14 protein-coding genes are annotated in these 14,383 nt (G+C 61.6%); 7 read left to right on the plus strand and 7 right to left on the minus strand.

The window, feature by feature from the left end:
- The first annotated feature begins 109 nt into the window (after positions 1 to 109).
- Positions 110 to 517: a VOC family protein gene (locus tag FLM21_RS05740; protein WP_148714646.1), complete on the plus strand. Its 408-nt coding sequence runs from the start codon at positions 110 to 112 to the stop codon at positions 515 to 517.
- 182 nt (positions 518 to 699) lie between these two features.
- Here the strand turns inward: FLM21_RS05740 and FLM21_RS05745 are convergent, their stop codons facing one another.
- The 5 genes from FLM21_RS05745 to FLM21_RS05765 all read right to left on the minus strand — a co-directional run bounded on the left by FLM21_RS05745 (position 700) and on the right by FLM21_RS05765 (position 3,955).
- The gene (locus FLM21_RS05745) at positions 700 to 1,308 is read right to left on the minus strand and encodes a glutathione S-transferase family protein (protein ID WP_246120831.1); all 609 of its coding nucleotides are present in this window, start codon (positions 1,306 to 1,308) and stop codon (positions 700 to 702) included.
- A gap of 117 nt (positions 1,309 to 1,425) precedes the next feature.
- Positions 1,426 to 1,677: a hypothetical protein gene (locus FLM21_RS05750; RefSeq protein ID WP_148714648.1), complete on the minus strand. Its 252-nt coding sequence runs from the start codon at positions 1,675 to 1,677 to the stop codon at positions 1,426 to 1,428.
- Positions 1,674 to 2,189 (minus strand): hypothetical protein, encoded by a 516-nt coding sequence (locus tag FLM21_RS05755; RefSeq protein ID WP_148714649.1) that lies wholly within the window; start codon positions 2,187 to 2,189, stop codon positions 1,674 to 1,676. Before FLM21_RS05755 ends, FLM21_RS05750 begins: the two co-directional genes overlap by 4 nt.
- A 94-nt stretch (positions 2,190 to 2,283) precedes the next feature.
- Positions 2,284 to 2,718: an inner membrane protein YiaA gene (gene yiaA / locus FLM21_RS05760; RefSeq protein ID WP_148714650.1), complete on the minus strand. Its 435-nt coding sequence runs from the start codon at positions 2,716 to 2,718 to the stop codon at positions 2,284 to 2,286.
- Between the two features lie 166 nt (positions 2,719 to 2,884).
- Entirely contained in the window at positions 2,885 to 3,955 is a 1,071-nt protein-coding gene (locus tag FLM21_RS05765; protein ID WP_148714651.1) for a rhomboid family intramembrane serine protease, read from the minus strand.
- 204 nt (positions 3,956 to 4,159) lie between these two features.
- Between FLM21_RS05765 and FLM21_RS05770 the strand changes: the two genes are divergently transcribed.
- Positions 4,160 to 4,936: a DUF4397 domain-containing protein gene (locus FLM21_RS05770; protein ID WP_148714652.1), complete on the plus strand. Its 777-nt coding sequence runs from the start codon at positions 4,160 to 4,162 to the stop codon at positions 4,934 to 4,936.
- 90 nt (positions 4,937 to 5,026) lie between these two features.
- Here the strand turns inward: FLM21_RS05770 and FLM21_RS05775 are convergent, their stop codons facing one another.
- Complete coding sequence (locus tag FLM21_RS05775) at positions 5,027 to 6,799, minus strand: ABC transporter transmembrane domain-containing protein (protein WP_148714653.1); 1,773 nt, start codon at positions 6,797 to 6,799, stop codon at positions 5,027 to 5,029.
- Positions 6,800 to 6,973: 174 nt separating this feature from the next.
- Between FLM21_RS05775 and FLM21_RS05780 the strand changes: the two genes are divergently transcribed.
- The gene (locus FLM21_RS05780; protein WP_148714654.1) at positions 6,974 to 7,897 is read left to right on the plus strand and encodes a bestrophin family protein; all 924 of its coding nucleotides are present in this window, start codon (positions 6,974 to 6,976) and stop codon (positions 7,895 to 7,897) included.
- Between the two features lie 4 nt (positions 7,898 to 7,901).
- Positions 7,902 to 8,294 carry a hypothetical protein gene (locus FLM21_RS05785; RefSeq protein ID WP_148714655.1) on the plus strand — a complete coding sequence of 131 codons (393 nt, stop codon included), beginning with the start codon at positions 7,902 to 7,904 and terminating at the stop codon, positions 8,292 to 8,294.
- Positions 8,295 to 8,378: 84 nt separating this feature from the next.
- On the opposite strand, the gene aceB is transcribed toward FLM21_RS05785, so the two are convergent.
- Positions 8,379 to 9,974 (minus strand): malate synthase A, encoded by a 1,596-nt coding sequence (gene aceB, locus FLM21_RS05790; RefSeq protein WP_148714656.1) that lies wholly within the window; start codon positions 9,972 to 9,974, stop codon positions 8,379 to 8,381.
- A 107-nt stretch (positions 9,975 to 10,081) separates the two neighbouring features.
- Between aceB and FLM21_RS05795 the strand changes: the two genes are divergently transcribed.
- The 3 genes from FLM21_RS05795 (at position 10,082) to FLM21_RS05810 (ending at position 14,173) form a co-directional block, all read left to right on the plus strand.
- Entirely contained in the window at positions 10,082 to 10,978 is an 897-nt protein-coding gene (locus FLM21_RS05795) for a LysR family transcriptional regulator (protein WP_148714657.1), read from the plus strand.
- A 785-nt stretch (positions 10,979 to 11,763) separates the two neighbouring features.
- The gene (locus tag FLM21_RS05805; RefSeq protein ID WP_148717460.1) at positions 11,764 to 13,458 is read left to right on the plus strand and encodes an RNA-directed DNA polymerase; all 1,695 of its coding nucleotides are present in this window, start codon (positions 11,764 to 11,766) and stop codon (positions 13,456 to 13,458) included.
- Positions 13,448 to 14,173: a hypothetical protein gene (locus FLM21_RS05810; protein ID WP_148714658.1), complete on the plus strand. Its 726-nt coding sequence runs from the start codon at positions 13,448 to 13,450 to the stop codon at positions 14,171 to 14,173. Before FLM21_RS05805 ends, FLM21_RS05810 begins: the two co-directional genes overlap by 11 nt.
- Positions 14,174 to 14,383 lie beyond the last annotated feature (210 nt).

Here is a 14,383-nt window from a genome sequence, read left to right on the forward strand (position 1 = left end):
CAAACCGTCATCGCCCGGTTTCAAGATGTGTGGCGCACCGGCTGCTATGGTGACACCCGGGCCGTGGGCGGCGGGGCCCGACAACAACACGATCGAAAGGAGTGCAACGATGCAAGTCCAGAACTATCTGTTTTTCGCCGGCCGCTGCGAAGAGGCGTTGGCCTTCTACCACGATGTGCTCGGTGCGCAGACTGGCTACCTGATGCGTTTTTCCGATGCGCCGGAAGGCCAGCAAGGCGAGGCGGAATGGCACGATAAGGTGATGCATGCCAACGTAACCATTGGCCAGACGCAGCTGATGGCATCCGATGGCATGCCGGGCCAGCCGGTGGCGATGAGCGGCTTCAGCCTGTCGCTCAGCCCCGATACGGTCGATGAAGGCCGCCGGCTGTTCACGGCGCTGTCGCGTGGCGGCGAGATACAGATGCCGTTTGGCCCCACTTTCTGGGCGCAGGGCTTTGGCATGCTGCGCGATCAGTTTGGCGTGCCGTGGATGGTGAACGTCGAGCGCGGATAAGCGCCGCCAACCACCCCCTGAAGCCATGTCGCACTCACCTGCCGTACACCTTGTACGGCCTGCGGCTGGGGGAGATGGGGTTTATCGCCTTTGAGGACATTGCGCGCGCCAGCCAGCACCGCTGTGCTGGGTTTTGCTGGCCGCTCTCAGCCGTGGCCGGGGCAATTGCCCCGGCTGCCCGATCAGGCCAGGAATTGCTGCATGGTCACATGGCGCGGGTGGCTGGCGATGCGGGCGAGCCAGGCGCGCACGGCCGGAAAGTCGTCCAGCGAGAAGCCGCCTTCGTGTGCCACATGGGTGTAGGCGTAAAGGGAGATGTCGGCGATGGTGTAATCGTTGCCGGTCAGGTAGGGCGTGCGCGCCAGTTGCTGCTCCATCACCGCCAATGCCTTCAGGCCACCGGCCTGCTTGGCATCGAACTCGGCACGCCGCGCCTCGGGCAGGCCGAGGTAATGCTTGATGAAGCGCGCCACCGCGATATACGGCTCATGGCTGTATTGCTCGAAGAACTGCCACTCCAGCACCCGGGTGCGGGCGAGCCGACCGGTTGGCAGGAACGGCGTGCCGTCGGCCAGGTAGTTGAGGATGGCATTCGATTCGCTGATAGAGGTGCCATCCGCCAACTGCAGCACCGGGATCTTGCCGTTCGGATTCATCTGCTGGAATTCGGCGCTGCGGGTATCACCCTGCAGGATGTTCACATGGCGCCATTCATGCGCCTGGCCGAGCAGGGCCAGCAGCAGCTTGATCTTGTAGCAGTTGCCCGAAGCGATATCGCCGTAGACGATCACGATGTGGTTCCTTGCGTTGCGAGTGGAGGAGCCGGCTACGCCGGCCTCATTCTTCGTAGTAAATACGGAAGGCCCGCAGCACCTTGGGTTGGCTCTTGTAGCGCTGCTTGATGCGGCTTACATCCCGCTGATGGTATCGCAACGCAGCTGCGCCATCGTCTTGTTGACCTCCTTGTCGTGCGCCGAACCATCGCCGTTGAATTCGCCGGCGAAATGGTTGCAGTTCACACCGCGATCGAGCGCTACAGAAGCATCCTTGGGCAGCGTACGCAGTTCCTGGTCGTAGCGCTGCCAGGGGTCGGTTTCAGCGCAGGCCAGTGCGCTGGTCAACGCAAGTGTGAGGGCGATCCACTGCAGATACGGTTTCATGGATGCGCCGCTGCGGTACCGCGCAGGACGAAGCCGGCCACTCTGCGGGCGCCAAACAGGAAGCCCCCGCCGATTAGCACCTCGACCATGGTTCCGGCCATGCCAGCCCGTTGTTCGCTGTTCAGTGTCCGCATCAGGTCCAGATCGACCGAGGACAGTAGTTTGAGCAGGGTGATCCAGTAAACCGCATCGGGAATACCCCGACTCAAGATCCACACGCCCAGCAATGCAACGCCGAGCGTTGCCCATTGGGTCGCGGAGATGGTGCTTGGTACCACTATTCTGGCGCGATCGCGCAGCAGCAGCGATGCGGCCGTGGCCGGGAATATCCACATCAGGAGGCTGGCGAGCAGTTGTGCTGCAATCACGGCCCAGGTCAGCGCCAGGCCCATGCGGGATAGCTCGGTCCGTTCCGCCAGATTGAGGGCTTCGGTGACTTGGCCCAGTGTGTGAAGCACCCAGGCGACAGCCACAAGGCGCAGTGCGACGGCCAGGATTTGGTGGGGCGTCATGTCATTTCAACTCGGTGTGGACGCGTGATGAGGTATCAGCCCAGGCCTATTGCTGGCGGAGCATTGCCCAGTGGCAACGCTCCGCTGTCGGGTGTTACTGGAACGGCAGCGTTGCCGGGCTCTGATCGCCCTTGGCCTGGGTGTCGCGCACATTCTTCTGCACCGCTACGGCGCCGAACAGGCTCAGCAGGAAGGCCATCGCATAGAAACCCTTCTCGGAATTGGCGAGCGTGGCGTTCCACAGGCCGATCGCCAGCAGGGCAATGGCGAGCACCACCGACAGCCAGGCAAGGCCGTAGTAAAGACCGGTGACGGGAATGTCTTCCAGCCGGTCGCGCACCGATTTCTGCAACGACACTGCGGCGAACAGGCCGTAAGTGAGCAGCACGAAGTAATAGCCTTTCTCGTTGAGCTGCATCTGGGCGTTCCACAGGCCGATCAAGTAGACGACAGCGCCGATCAGCAGTGCCGCCCACGAGGCGGCGACAAAGGCGCCGGAGGGGCGCTGGGTGTGTTCGGTCTTGGGCATCGTATCCTCCTTGGGTTTCTATTGACTTGGGCCGCGCGCAGACCGATCGGATTGCCGATGTCATGGCTGCGCGGCAGTCGGTTTGTAACATATGCCCCAAGGATTGACGAGCGATTTGTCAATTTCCAGTCAGAATTGGAAGCCCATCGTGGAGGCGATACAGCGCTCAGTTGCGCCGCCCTACCAGCTGTAGCCGCTGCAGCGCCAGTGCGGCGCGCGGTTCGAACTGGCGCCAGATCCTGGCGCGCACCGCATCGGCCTCGCGCGCGTAGCGGGTATCCAGCAGGGCGTCGGTGCCATGTTGATCCCAGCCTGCACGGTTCACCCGGTATTGCGCCAGCCGCAGGTTGCAGTACTCGGCCATCCCGGTGGCCAGCCGGGCATCACCGGTATCCAGCTGCCAGGGCTGGTCCATGCCCGTCACGCACTGCTGCCATGATTGCTGCGCTGCATCGAATTGCTCGGCGCGCTGGCCATCCTGGCCGGCCAGCCAGAAGCCGCGGAAATCGCCATAGCGGCCATCGGCAACGATCAGGTGCTCGATGGCACGGTCGAAATGCAGTGCGTCGGTGCGGCCTAACTGAACGGTCCCCCAGCACGCCAGCGTGGCGACGACGGTGACAGCGATGTACCCCACCCATGGTCGCCAGCGTTTGGCCGCGCCGACATACGCCGCCGCCAGCAAGGCGCCACCGACCAGACCGCCGAGGTGGCAGGCATTGTCGATGCCGGGAATGGCGAACCCCATGCCGATGTTGAGCACGATGACGACAGCCAGTTGGCGGATCGCTGCCGTGGCATGCGGCAAGTGGTCGCGGAACAGCAGCAGCAGCGCGAGATAGGCGCCCGCCAGTCCCATGATGGCGCCGGAGGCGCCGGCGCTGATCACCACCGGGTTCCACAGCGCGCTGGTCAGCCCGCCGGCAAGACCGGCCCCCAGGTAGATCGCGCTGTAGCGTGCGCTGCCGACGAAGCGCTCGACCATCGGCCCCAGCACCAGCAGCGAATACATGTTCACCACCAGATGCAGCACGCCGATGTGCAGGAACATGCTGCTGAACAGCCGCCCGGGTTCGTCGCCCAAGGTCAGCACCGACAGATTGGCGCCCCAGTTCACCAGCTGGGCGCCATGCGCGCCGTCGATGGGCACGCCACTGGCGAGCTGCAGCAGGAAAACTGCCACGTTGGCGGCGATCAGCAGGGCGGTAACGGGAAAGCGGCGTATCCAGGCAGGCACGGGCGAGTATCAGCGAGCGGATGGGGCAAGCGATGCTATCCGGCTGGCCAGTCGCGGACAAGCGCAAGCGCTTGGCATGCGCTGTGGGAATGGGCTGACGCCACGTTGCGTGCCTGCCCGGCGGTGCTTCCCCTACAGGACGCATAAGGTGTGCTCACAGCGGCAGGGCGCCGCGATGGACAACACTACAAAGGTAAAACTGTCATGAAACTCGTCAAACTGTTGTTGCTGGGCGTGATCTCCGCCACCCTGCTCTCCGCATGCGGTGGTGGTGATGACGATGACCTCGACGATCGTCTGGATATCGCGGATCCGAAAGTGCGCTTCGTGCATGCCATCCCGGCTGGTCCGAACGTGACGCTGTACCGCAATGGCGCGGCCTCGGCCGATGCGACCAATGTCGGCTACAAGTTCGCCTCGCAATACTTCGACGTGAGCGAAGGCCAGAGCGAGCTCTCGGTGAAGAGCACCGACGGCGCGACCAGCTATGGCACTGTCACCTTCGACGCCAAGCGCGGCGACAAGTACACCGCCGTGGCGCTGATCGGCGACAACGTCACCGACGTGCTGCTGATCGAGGATCCGTACAACAAGGAACTCACCAGCAATGATGCCCGGGTACGTGTGGCCAATGCCGCGTTCAACGCCCAGAACATCGACGTCTACCTGACCGAGCCGACCGTCGACATCAACACGGTGACGCCGAGCTTCGCCGCAGTCGGCTACAAGACGGCCAACCCGGCTTCGGGCAACGATTCGCAATCGCTGGAAGGTGGCGACTACTTGCTGCGCATCACCGCGGCCGGCAGCAAGACGGTGATCTTCCAGTCGCCGGTGACGCTGGCCAAGAACGCTGACTGGCTGCTGCTGCCGATCCCGGTCGATGGCATCGGAGCTCTGGTACCCAACAGCATCAAGGTGCTGGTTGCGAAGTCGGACGACGAATCCAAGGCCACCATCGAGCTGACCAACACGCCGTAATTGCCGCAGCGTTTCAAGTCTACAACCAGCCCGGCTTAGGCCGGGCTGGTTGTTTGTGTACGAACGAAAGGGGCGCCCATCTGGCCATCACTACGCGATCGTCGGCATCCCTTCGGTGAACTGCAGCGCCGCCAGCCGCGCATACAGTGGCGAGCTCACCAGCAGCGCGGCATGGCTGCCTTCGGCCACGATGCGGCCGTGCTCCAGCACCACGATGCGGTCGGCCTGCTGCACGGTGGCGAGGCGATGGGCGATTACCAGCGTGGTGCGGTTATGCGCCGCATTGTCCAGCGCCTGCTGTACCGCGCGTTCGCTGGCGGCATCGAGCGCGCTGGTGGCTTCGTCCAGCAACAGGATGGGCGGATTCTTGAGGATGGCGCGGGCGATGGCGATGCGCTGGCGCTGCCCGCCCGAAAGCCGCACGCCGCGCTCGCCGAGGAAAGTGTCGTAGCCTTCGGGCAAGGCATCGATGAAGTCGTGGGCGGCGGCCATCTCGGCCGCAGCGCGCACCTTGGCATCGCTCGCGTCCAGCCGGCCGTAGCGAATGTTATCCGCCACGCTGCCGGCAAAGATCACCGTTTCCTGCAGCACCACGCCGATCTGCGTCCGCAGCTCGGCCAGCGCGAGATCGCGGGTGGCCACGCCATTGAAGCTGATGCGGCCCTGCTGCGGGTCGTACAGCCGCAACAGCAGCTGGAACAGCGTGGTTTTGCCGGCGCCGCTCGGGCCCACCAGCGCCACGTGCTCGCCGGGGCGGATATGCAACGTCAGCTCGTCCAGCGCTGCAATGCCGGGGCGCGATGGATAGGCGAAGCCCACCGCGTCGAAGCGGATACCGTCGCCCAGTTGCGGCAGGGATATTGGCTCCGGGGCGTCAGCCACCGGCGATTGCAGCGCCAGCAATTCCTGCAGCCGCTCGGCTGCGCCACCGGCGCGTTGCAGGTCGCCCCACACTTCGGCGATGCCGCCCACCGCACCGGCGGTGACCACGGCATAGAGGATGAATTGCGACAGCTCGCCCGCGCTCATCCGGCCATCCATCACCGCCTGGGCGCCCAACCACAGCACGAACACCACGGCGGCGAACACCAGCAGGATCACCACGGCGGTCAGCCAGGAGCGGGCACGGATGCGCTGCAGTGCAGTGGCGTAGGCCGATTCCACCGCGCCGGCGAAGCGCGCCGCCTCAAACGGCTCGCGGGTGAACGACTGCACGGTGGGCATGGCGTTGAGGATTTCGCCGGCCAGCGCGCTGGCGTTGGCCACCTTGTCCTGGCTGGCCTTGGACAGCCGCCGCACCTGGCGGCCGAACACCAGGATGGGCGCGATCACCAAGAGCAGCGTCAGCAGGATGTAGCCGGACAGCGCGGGGCTTGTGACAACCAGCATGGTGAGCCCGCCCAGCAGCAGGAAGGCATTGCGCAGCCCCATCGACAGGCTGGTGCCGACCACCGTCTGGATCAGCGTGGTATCGGTGGTGAGCCGCGACAATACCTCGCCGGTCTGCGTGGTTTCGAAGAATTGCGGGCTCATGCGCAATACGTGCTCGTACACCGCGCGGCGCAGGTCGGCCGTGGTGCGCTCACCCAGCCACGACACCCAGTAGAAGCGCAGTGCGGTGGCGGCGGCCAGCACCATCGATACCGCGAACAGCGCGATGAAATAGCGATCAATGTGCCCACGGTTGCCGGCGGCAAAGCCCTGATCGATCAAGTGGCGAAACGCCACCGGCAGCGCCAGCGTGGCACCCGCGGCCACGGCCAGTGCGGCAAAGGCGGCGATCCAGCGGCTCAGATACGGCCGCAGGAAAGGCAACAGGCCCAGCAACGGCGTGGCTCGGCGGGTAGGGGAGGGTGTCGACATCGGGATTCCTGGCTGCTTCACGGCAGGGCGTGCGATGGGCTGCGGTAGCTAAGCGGGTTGGCCATCAGGTGAGGGTGAGTCCGCGCTTTTGCCAGTGCCGGCGTATCAAGCGGTAACCTGCCACCTGCAGCGCGCTGGCTAGAATGGCGGCTCCGTTGTACTGCCGCTCTCCTCATGATTGTCCGTCCCCCCCAGCACTGGTTGCGCATGGTGTTCACCTGGCGCGGCTCCGTGCTGTCCGCCATCCTGCCCCGGCTGGGGCTGAATCTGGTGTTCGCGCTGGCGGTGGTGCTGCTGTACGGCAGGCTGGAAGGCTTCGGCATCACGTTGTCGATCGGCCCGTTCAGCCTGATCGGCATCGCGCTCGCCATCTTCCTCGGCTTTCGCAACAACAGCAGCTATGACCGTTTCTGGGAAGCACGCAAGCTCTACGGCGGCGTGCTGGTGCAAACCCGATCGCTGCTGCGCCAGGCGATCACGCTGACCGGCCGCGCACCGGATGATCCCGAGATCGCCCGTTTTCGCGATCTGCTGGTTGCCTACACCTATAGCCTGAAGCACCAGCTGCGCCAGACCGACCCGGCTGCGGACCTGCAGCGGCTGCTGACCGCCGAGCTCGCGCACCGGCTGCAATCGGCCCAGTTCCGGCCGGCGCTGGCGCTGCGTGAGCTCGGCGCCTGGGTGGCGGCGCAGCGCGACGCTGGCCGACTCAGCGATGTGCTGGTGCAGGCACTCGATGCCAACCTCGACAAGCTCTCCGACATCCTCGGCAGCTGCGAGCGCATCGCCAACACGCCGCTGCCCTATGCCTACAGCGTGCTGCTGCATCGCACGATCTACCTCTACTGCACGCTGCTGCCGCTGGGCCTCGTCGACAGCATCGGCTGGCTCACTCCGCTAATCTCGGTGTTCGTCGCCTACACCTTCATGGCGTTGGAAACCATCGCCGGCGAGCTGGAAACGCCCTTTGGCACCGAGCCCAACGATCTGGCGCTCGACGCCATCAGCCGCAGCATCGAGCGCTCCTTGCTGGAGCTGACCGATGCCGCCGAGCTGCCGCCACCGCTGCTGCCGGATGGCGACTATATCCTGCGGTGAGCCCATGATCCTGCGTGCAGTCCATTACCAGATGTTCGATCACGAGCGCCGGGTGTCGGGGCTCGAATCCTGGCACCAGCTCGATGGCGAGGTGGCGTTGCGGTTCGATGGTGACGAGGTGCGCTTTGTCTCTTGGGCCGGCGCACCCGGTGGGTATTGCATCGCGCTGCAGGCACAGTCGTTTTTCAACGAGGGCGCGCTCTCCGCGGTGGAAATGACGACGCATCCTTACTGGGCGCCGCTGATCGGCAAGCCGATTCAGACGCGATACGCAGATGCGCTGCACGAGGTGCTGGTGCTGGAAAACAGAGAAGAGCGCCTGTACCTAGCCGCACAATACGGCGATGGCACGCAGGGCGGGGATTGCATCCGGATCGCGAAACACCCACCTTGCTGATGCTGGCTTGATCGGCCTGCTCAATGATCAGCACAAAAAAAGCCGACCCTCAGGTCGGCTTTTTGCTGATGGCAGCGGCAAGCCTCAGATTTCCTCGTACAGCGGCAGCGTGAGGAACTCGGCGAACTCGGTGCTGGTGCTCATCGTTTCAAAGATGGCCGCAGCGCGGACGTAGGGCACGCGTTCGAACACTGCATCGCCGTGCTCGGCGCGGATGGCACCCAGCACCTGCGGGATCATTGCGCGCACCAGCTCGGCGGTCACCTTGCGGCCGTTGTCCAGCACGCCCTTCGGGCTGCGGATCCACTGCCACACCTGCGAGCGGCTGATCTCGGCGGTGGCGGCATCCTCCATCAGGTTGTGAATCGGCACGCAGCCATTGCCGGCCAGCCATGAGCCCAGGTACTGGATACCCACGTCGATGTTCATCCTCAGGCCCGCCTCGGTGATGGGGGTTTCGGGCTGGAAGTTGAGGATGTCGGCGGCGCGGGTTTCCACATCGTCGCGCTGCTTGCCGATCTGGTTGGGCGCATCGCCCAGCACCTTCACCCATTCCTCCATCGCGATGGGCACGAGGCCGGGGTGGGCCACCCAGCCGCCGTCGAAGCCGTCGCCGGCATCGCGCGTCTTGTCGGCGCGCACTGCGGCCATGGCCTTTTCATTGGCGGCCGGATCGTTCTTGATCGGGATCAGCGCGCTCATGCCGCCGATGGCGGGCGCGCCACGCTTGTGGCAGGCCTTCACCAGGTTCAGCGCATAGGCGCGCATAAAGGGCACGGTCATGGTGATCTGCGCGCGGTTGGCCAAGCAGAAATCGGCATTGGTCTTGAACTTCTTGATGCAGCTGAAGATGTAGTCCCAGCGCCCGGCGTTGAGCCCGGCCGAATGCTCGCGCAATTCATAGAGGATTTCTTCCATCTCGAACGCGGCAAGGATGGTCTCGACCAGCACGGTGGCCTTGATCGTGCCCTGGGCAAGTCCAAGCTCGGCCTGCGCCGCGACGAAAATGTCGTTCCACAGCCGCGCTTCCAGGTGCGATTCCATCTTGGGCAGGTAGAAATACGGCCCGGTGCCGCGCGCCAGCTGCTCCTTGGCGTTGTGGAACAGGAACAGCGCGAAATCGAACACGCCGCCCGATACCCGCTCGCCATCGACGGTCACATGCTTTTCATCCAGGTGCCAGCCGCGCGGGCGCACCACCAGCGTGGCGATCTTGTTGTTGAGCTTGTATTCCTTGCCCGCCTCGTTGCGGTGCGCCAGTGTGCGGCGCACGGCGGCCGTGAGGTTCACCTGGCCCTGGATCTGGTTGGACCAGTTCGGCGTGTTGGAATCCTCGAAGTCCGTCATGTAGCTGTCCGCGCCGGAATTGAGCGCGTTGATGATCATCTTGGCCTCGACGGGCCCGGTGATCTCCACGCGGCGCAGCGCCAGATCGGCCGGCACTGGCGCGATCTGCCAATCGCCATTGCGGATGTGCGCCGTCTGCGGCAGGAAATCCGGCAGCTTGCCGGCATCGAGCTCGGCCTGGCGCAGCACGCGCGCAGCCAGCAGCTCCTGGCGGCGGCTATTGAAGCAGCGGTGCAGGCGGGCGACGAAAGCCAGCGCATCGGGCGTGAGGATCTCGGCAAAGGCGGGGGTGATTTCGGCGTGGAGTTGAACGCCGGCGGGCAAGGTGGACATGCGGTGCTCCTGGGTTTTGCAGCTGGATGTTGCATTGCAGTGTAGTGCGCTGCGGCATCACAAAAAAGCGCTAAACTGCGACAGGTTCTTTTACTTTTAAGTACATAATGGATGCGCTCAAGCAGCTGCAAACGTTTGTTTCGGTGGTGAATCTGGGCAGCCTTTCCGCCGCTGCCCGTGCCGAGGGCGTGGTGCCCGCCGTGATCGGCCGCCGGCTTGATGCGCTGGAAGAGCGCCTTGGCGCCAAGCTCTTGGTGCGCACCACGCGGCGCGTCACCCTCACGCAGGAGGGCGCTGCCTTTTTCGAAGATGGCCAGCGCATCCTGGCGGACCTCGCCGATGCCGAGGCAGCCGTCGGCTCCGGCAGCGCGCGGGTGCGTGGCCACCTGCGCATCAGCGCCCCGGCCGGCTTCGGCCGCCGCCATGTGGCGCCACATGTGGCCACCTTCCAGCGGCTGCACCCAGAATTGCGCGTCACGCTCGATCTATCGGATCGATTGGTAGACCTCGCCGGCGAGCGCATTGATTGCGCCATTCGCATCAGCGAGCTGGCTGATTCCAGCCTGGTGGCGGTGCGGCTGGCGGAGAACCGCCGCGTGGTGGTGGCGGCGCCCAGCTACCTCGCCGCACGCGGCGTGCCGCAGACGCTGGACGACCTGGACCGTTTTGAGTGCCTGTCGCTGGGCGCGAGCCAAGCCCGCGGCTGGATCTTCAAGGTCGATGGCGAGCTCGTCAGCCGCAAGGTGAGCGGCGTGCTGGAGTGCAACGACGGCGCCGTGCTGCACGAATGGGCACTGGCAGGCTACGGCCTGGCGTGGCGCTCGCTGTGGGAGGTGAAGGACGACCTCACCGATGGCCGCTTGGTGACGGTGCTCGATGGCTACGCCTCGCCCGACTACCCGGTCTACGCGGTGATGCCGCAGCGCAAGCACCTGCCGCAGCGGGTGCGGCGGTTTGTGGATCACTTGAGGACTGCTTATGGGGCGGTGGGGTATTGGGATTGAGGGTGGTTATGCGCTTTGGGCGCATGTTCGGGGGCGATTTGCGCCTGCGGTGCCATGTTTGGATGCCGGTTCCGCCCGGCGGACGGGTTCATTTCTTTTGCTTCGCCAAAAGAAACGAACCAAAGAAAAGGCGACCCCGCATCCGCGCCCCTTCGGGGTTCCCTCACTGCGGACAATCGAGGCGGCGCCTGCGGGACTCGGCCTGCGGCCTCAAACATCCTCGGCGAAACCCCGCCCCGCTTGTTCCTCGCTCGGCGCTCCTGAGGGGAATTCGGGTGGTATGCCAAGGTCGCTGGGTGCATCCCCTACATTTTGCGTACCGCGTTTCCTCCTTGGCGCAAGGGGAATAAAGGCGGATTTTGCTGGTACCCAACTTGCGATGAATGTTCCAGCCCATATCGGCGCGTGGTTTTCTTCCCCTTGGCCAGCGCCGAAGGAGTGGAGCGAGACCTTAGGCTCGCGACCGACTGAGGGCAGCCCGGAGGGCCGCAAGGCGGGGTCGCCTTTTCTTTGGTTCGTTTCTTTTGGCGAAGCAAAAGAAATGAACCCGTACGCCGGGCGGAACCGGCATCTTAGAAGATAGTGCGCGTAGCGCTTAACAACTATGCAATGTACGAAGCCAACGAATTTATGAAAAATCAGATAGCATATGTATTCATGCGCCTAGAGAAGAGGCTCTCGCCAAAATCCAGATCCTCGGTTGGTAAACATTGAACTCTTAATAGCGCTCAAGTCTTCGTATTGCTCTAAATACAATGGAAACGGTAGTTTCGATGGAGGTCCTTTTGCTCAAACCAGAACTACATCACTTTGAACGTGCGGCTCGTGAAATTGCGAAGCATGGCGATAACGACACGTTGCCATTCGACATCGACGTTCGGTTTTGCGGCGACGAGGCCGAGGCACTTGCATCAATCGCCTACGGTTTCTATTCGGAGCTTCGAGATAGCCAAGAAGTTAAGGACAACAACAACCGCATAGCTGAACTGCATGTCCACAGCGAACGGCTTCTGGCTCCATCTGGTCCGGCCGGGTTCAGAGTGGTGACGAAGATCCATTTGTTCTGGAATATTTATCTCAATGGGCTGGCTATCGCAATCGCAGAGACGCTTGAGCCGCGTCGTTCTCCTTGCGTCCATTCCTATCGCTTCTTGCCGGCTGGCGGTGAGCGGCTCTTCGATGAAAATAAATCCTGGCGCGCCTTCAAAGAGGCTACGGCTGTTGAGGCGAGTAAGGTTGGTGACGGAGCAATTATCGTTCAAACAGATATATCGAGCTTCTATGAACACGTCTCTCATCACTACATCGAGAACCTCATCAATGGTCTCGGTGGTGATGCGGGCCCAGTCTCAAAGCAAGTCAATGCTCTTCTAAGTAAACTCTTCGCGGGAAGATCATTCGGTTTGCCTGTCGGTGGTCAAGGAGCTCGTGTTCTTGCAGAGCTTTTCCTCAATCAAGTTGATGCCGCACTTACAGCTCGCGGAGTGCAGTGGCATCGCTATGTCGACGACTATGTATTGATTGCAACAAACACTGCGGGAGCGTACCGAGCACTAGGTATTCTAGCGCAAGGACTGATGGACTATGGCTTGAGTTTGAACAAGTCAAAGACTGTATTTTTGTCCTCGAAACATTATAGAGACTATGTCGCTTCGCAACTTGGAGGTGATGATGTCGAAGCAGCGAAGCTACGAAGCATCGATATCAAGTTTGATCCGTATTCGGATAACCCAGAGGATGAATATGAGTCACTTGTAGAAACGGTTGAGACACTCCAGGTGCGCCAGCTTTTGAATCGTGAATTGGAGAAGGCTCTCCCAGACTCTTTCTTGGTGACCCAAATTGGTCGAACAATACGGCTTCATGAGCCAAATGTCGCGCTCGAAATTGCGGCGACCCTTCTGAAACAGAGAAACCTTCACGCATTCCGCTCATCATTCTCCACAATCATGCGAGGCATTTCGAACCTACGAGGAGATGATCGGTTCTCCAGTATTCACGGTGTACTCGATTCTTTGCTCGACGCTATCCCCGTCAACTCTGAGCACTTGCTGAAAGCGGAGACCAGCATGCTTCATTATCTGCGTTGCTTGCGCTTTCAAAGTACGCCGGTGAGAGTCCAGTTCATACACAGGCTGTTCGAAACGACGCAATTGGATACTGTACGCCGTGCGTGCATCGACTGTTGGAGGAGCTGGCATGACAGCGTTGCATTCAACTCTCTCCGCAATCGCTGGCAGCAAATGTCCCCCGAAAGTCAGCGGCTTTACTGGCTTGCTACCTACGCATTTGCTGATGAGGGGGATAAGGCGAGGTTGCAAGCAAAGCGTTTGGCGACGCAATCTTGGGCGCTTGGAGTCGAACTTCCATTCGACCCAATAACTGACAAATCAAAACTTAGTCAGTTGGTTCGTGGCGCAGAGCCACGTTTTGCGACGTTGTTCATGAAATGGGCAAAAGAGTTTAGCAATGCAATTTGATCCGCGCACAGTGGCTCGCGAAATCCCCGGGGTGTTCGATGAAGTGTTTCCGCAGCTGACACCAGGCATTGTTGCGCACCTAAATAATTTGGCATCACCTGTCCAGGTGCAGCCAGTCCTACAGGAACTGCTGCTTCAATCTGGCTTGCAGCGCGCCATGTTGTTTGAGCTCGGGTATGTCGTAGGGGAGCGATTACTTGAAGGCGAAGTCGTCATCGACTGGCCAAATTGCTTCGCTGAGACACTTCGGCGACAGCGTGGATATTTTGATGCAAAATTGCCCGATCAATTATCTGTATTGGATCAATCCTTGGCCGAAACTGTAGGCAGAAATCTTGCCGACTCGATGAGAGAAATGAGCCGAGAGAGTGGGTGTTCGATCGTAGTTCGACCAAAAATACCAGGCCTTGAGTGGATTGCTAGTGGCTACGGGGACTTTGCATTGGGAAATACTTTGGTGGAGGTGAAATGCACTGCTAAGCGTTTTGCCGCCGCCGATTACCGTCAGGTTGCTATCTATTGGCTATTGAGCTACGCGGCATCGATCGAACGAAACGGCGCTGAGTGGGAAAATTTCGTGCTACTTAATCCGAGAAGTGGGAAAAAGGTCGTGATGAAGTTCGAGGCTTTTTTGTCGATTGTCAGTAGCGGCCGTACCAAGGTAGATATTCTTCAGTTATTTCAGTCACATGTTGGATCACGCCTTATGCGTTGACATAAAGCGTCGTATAGATTCTTTCACTGCGGCCTTTTGTAAAAAAGGCAGAAGTGCTGGAGCAACCCGCATTTAGGGGCGGTTACGCCATATGGTTTCGTGATCGGGTTTCTAGGCCTGAATCGATCCGGTTTGGCGCTTGAACCATAAGTCTGTTGGCCCGCATCTCCCTAGCTCCCTACCAAGAGTCTCCCCATGCCCCATCTCACT

It is taken from the genome of Chitinolyticbacter meiyuanensis, assembly GCF_008033135.1.
Lineage (GTDB): Bacteria > Pseudomonadota > Gammaproteobacteria > Burkholderiales > Chitinibacteraceae > Chitinolyticbacter > Chitinolyticbacter meiyuanensis.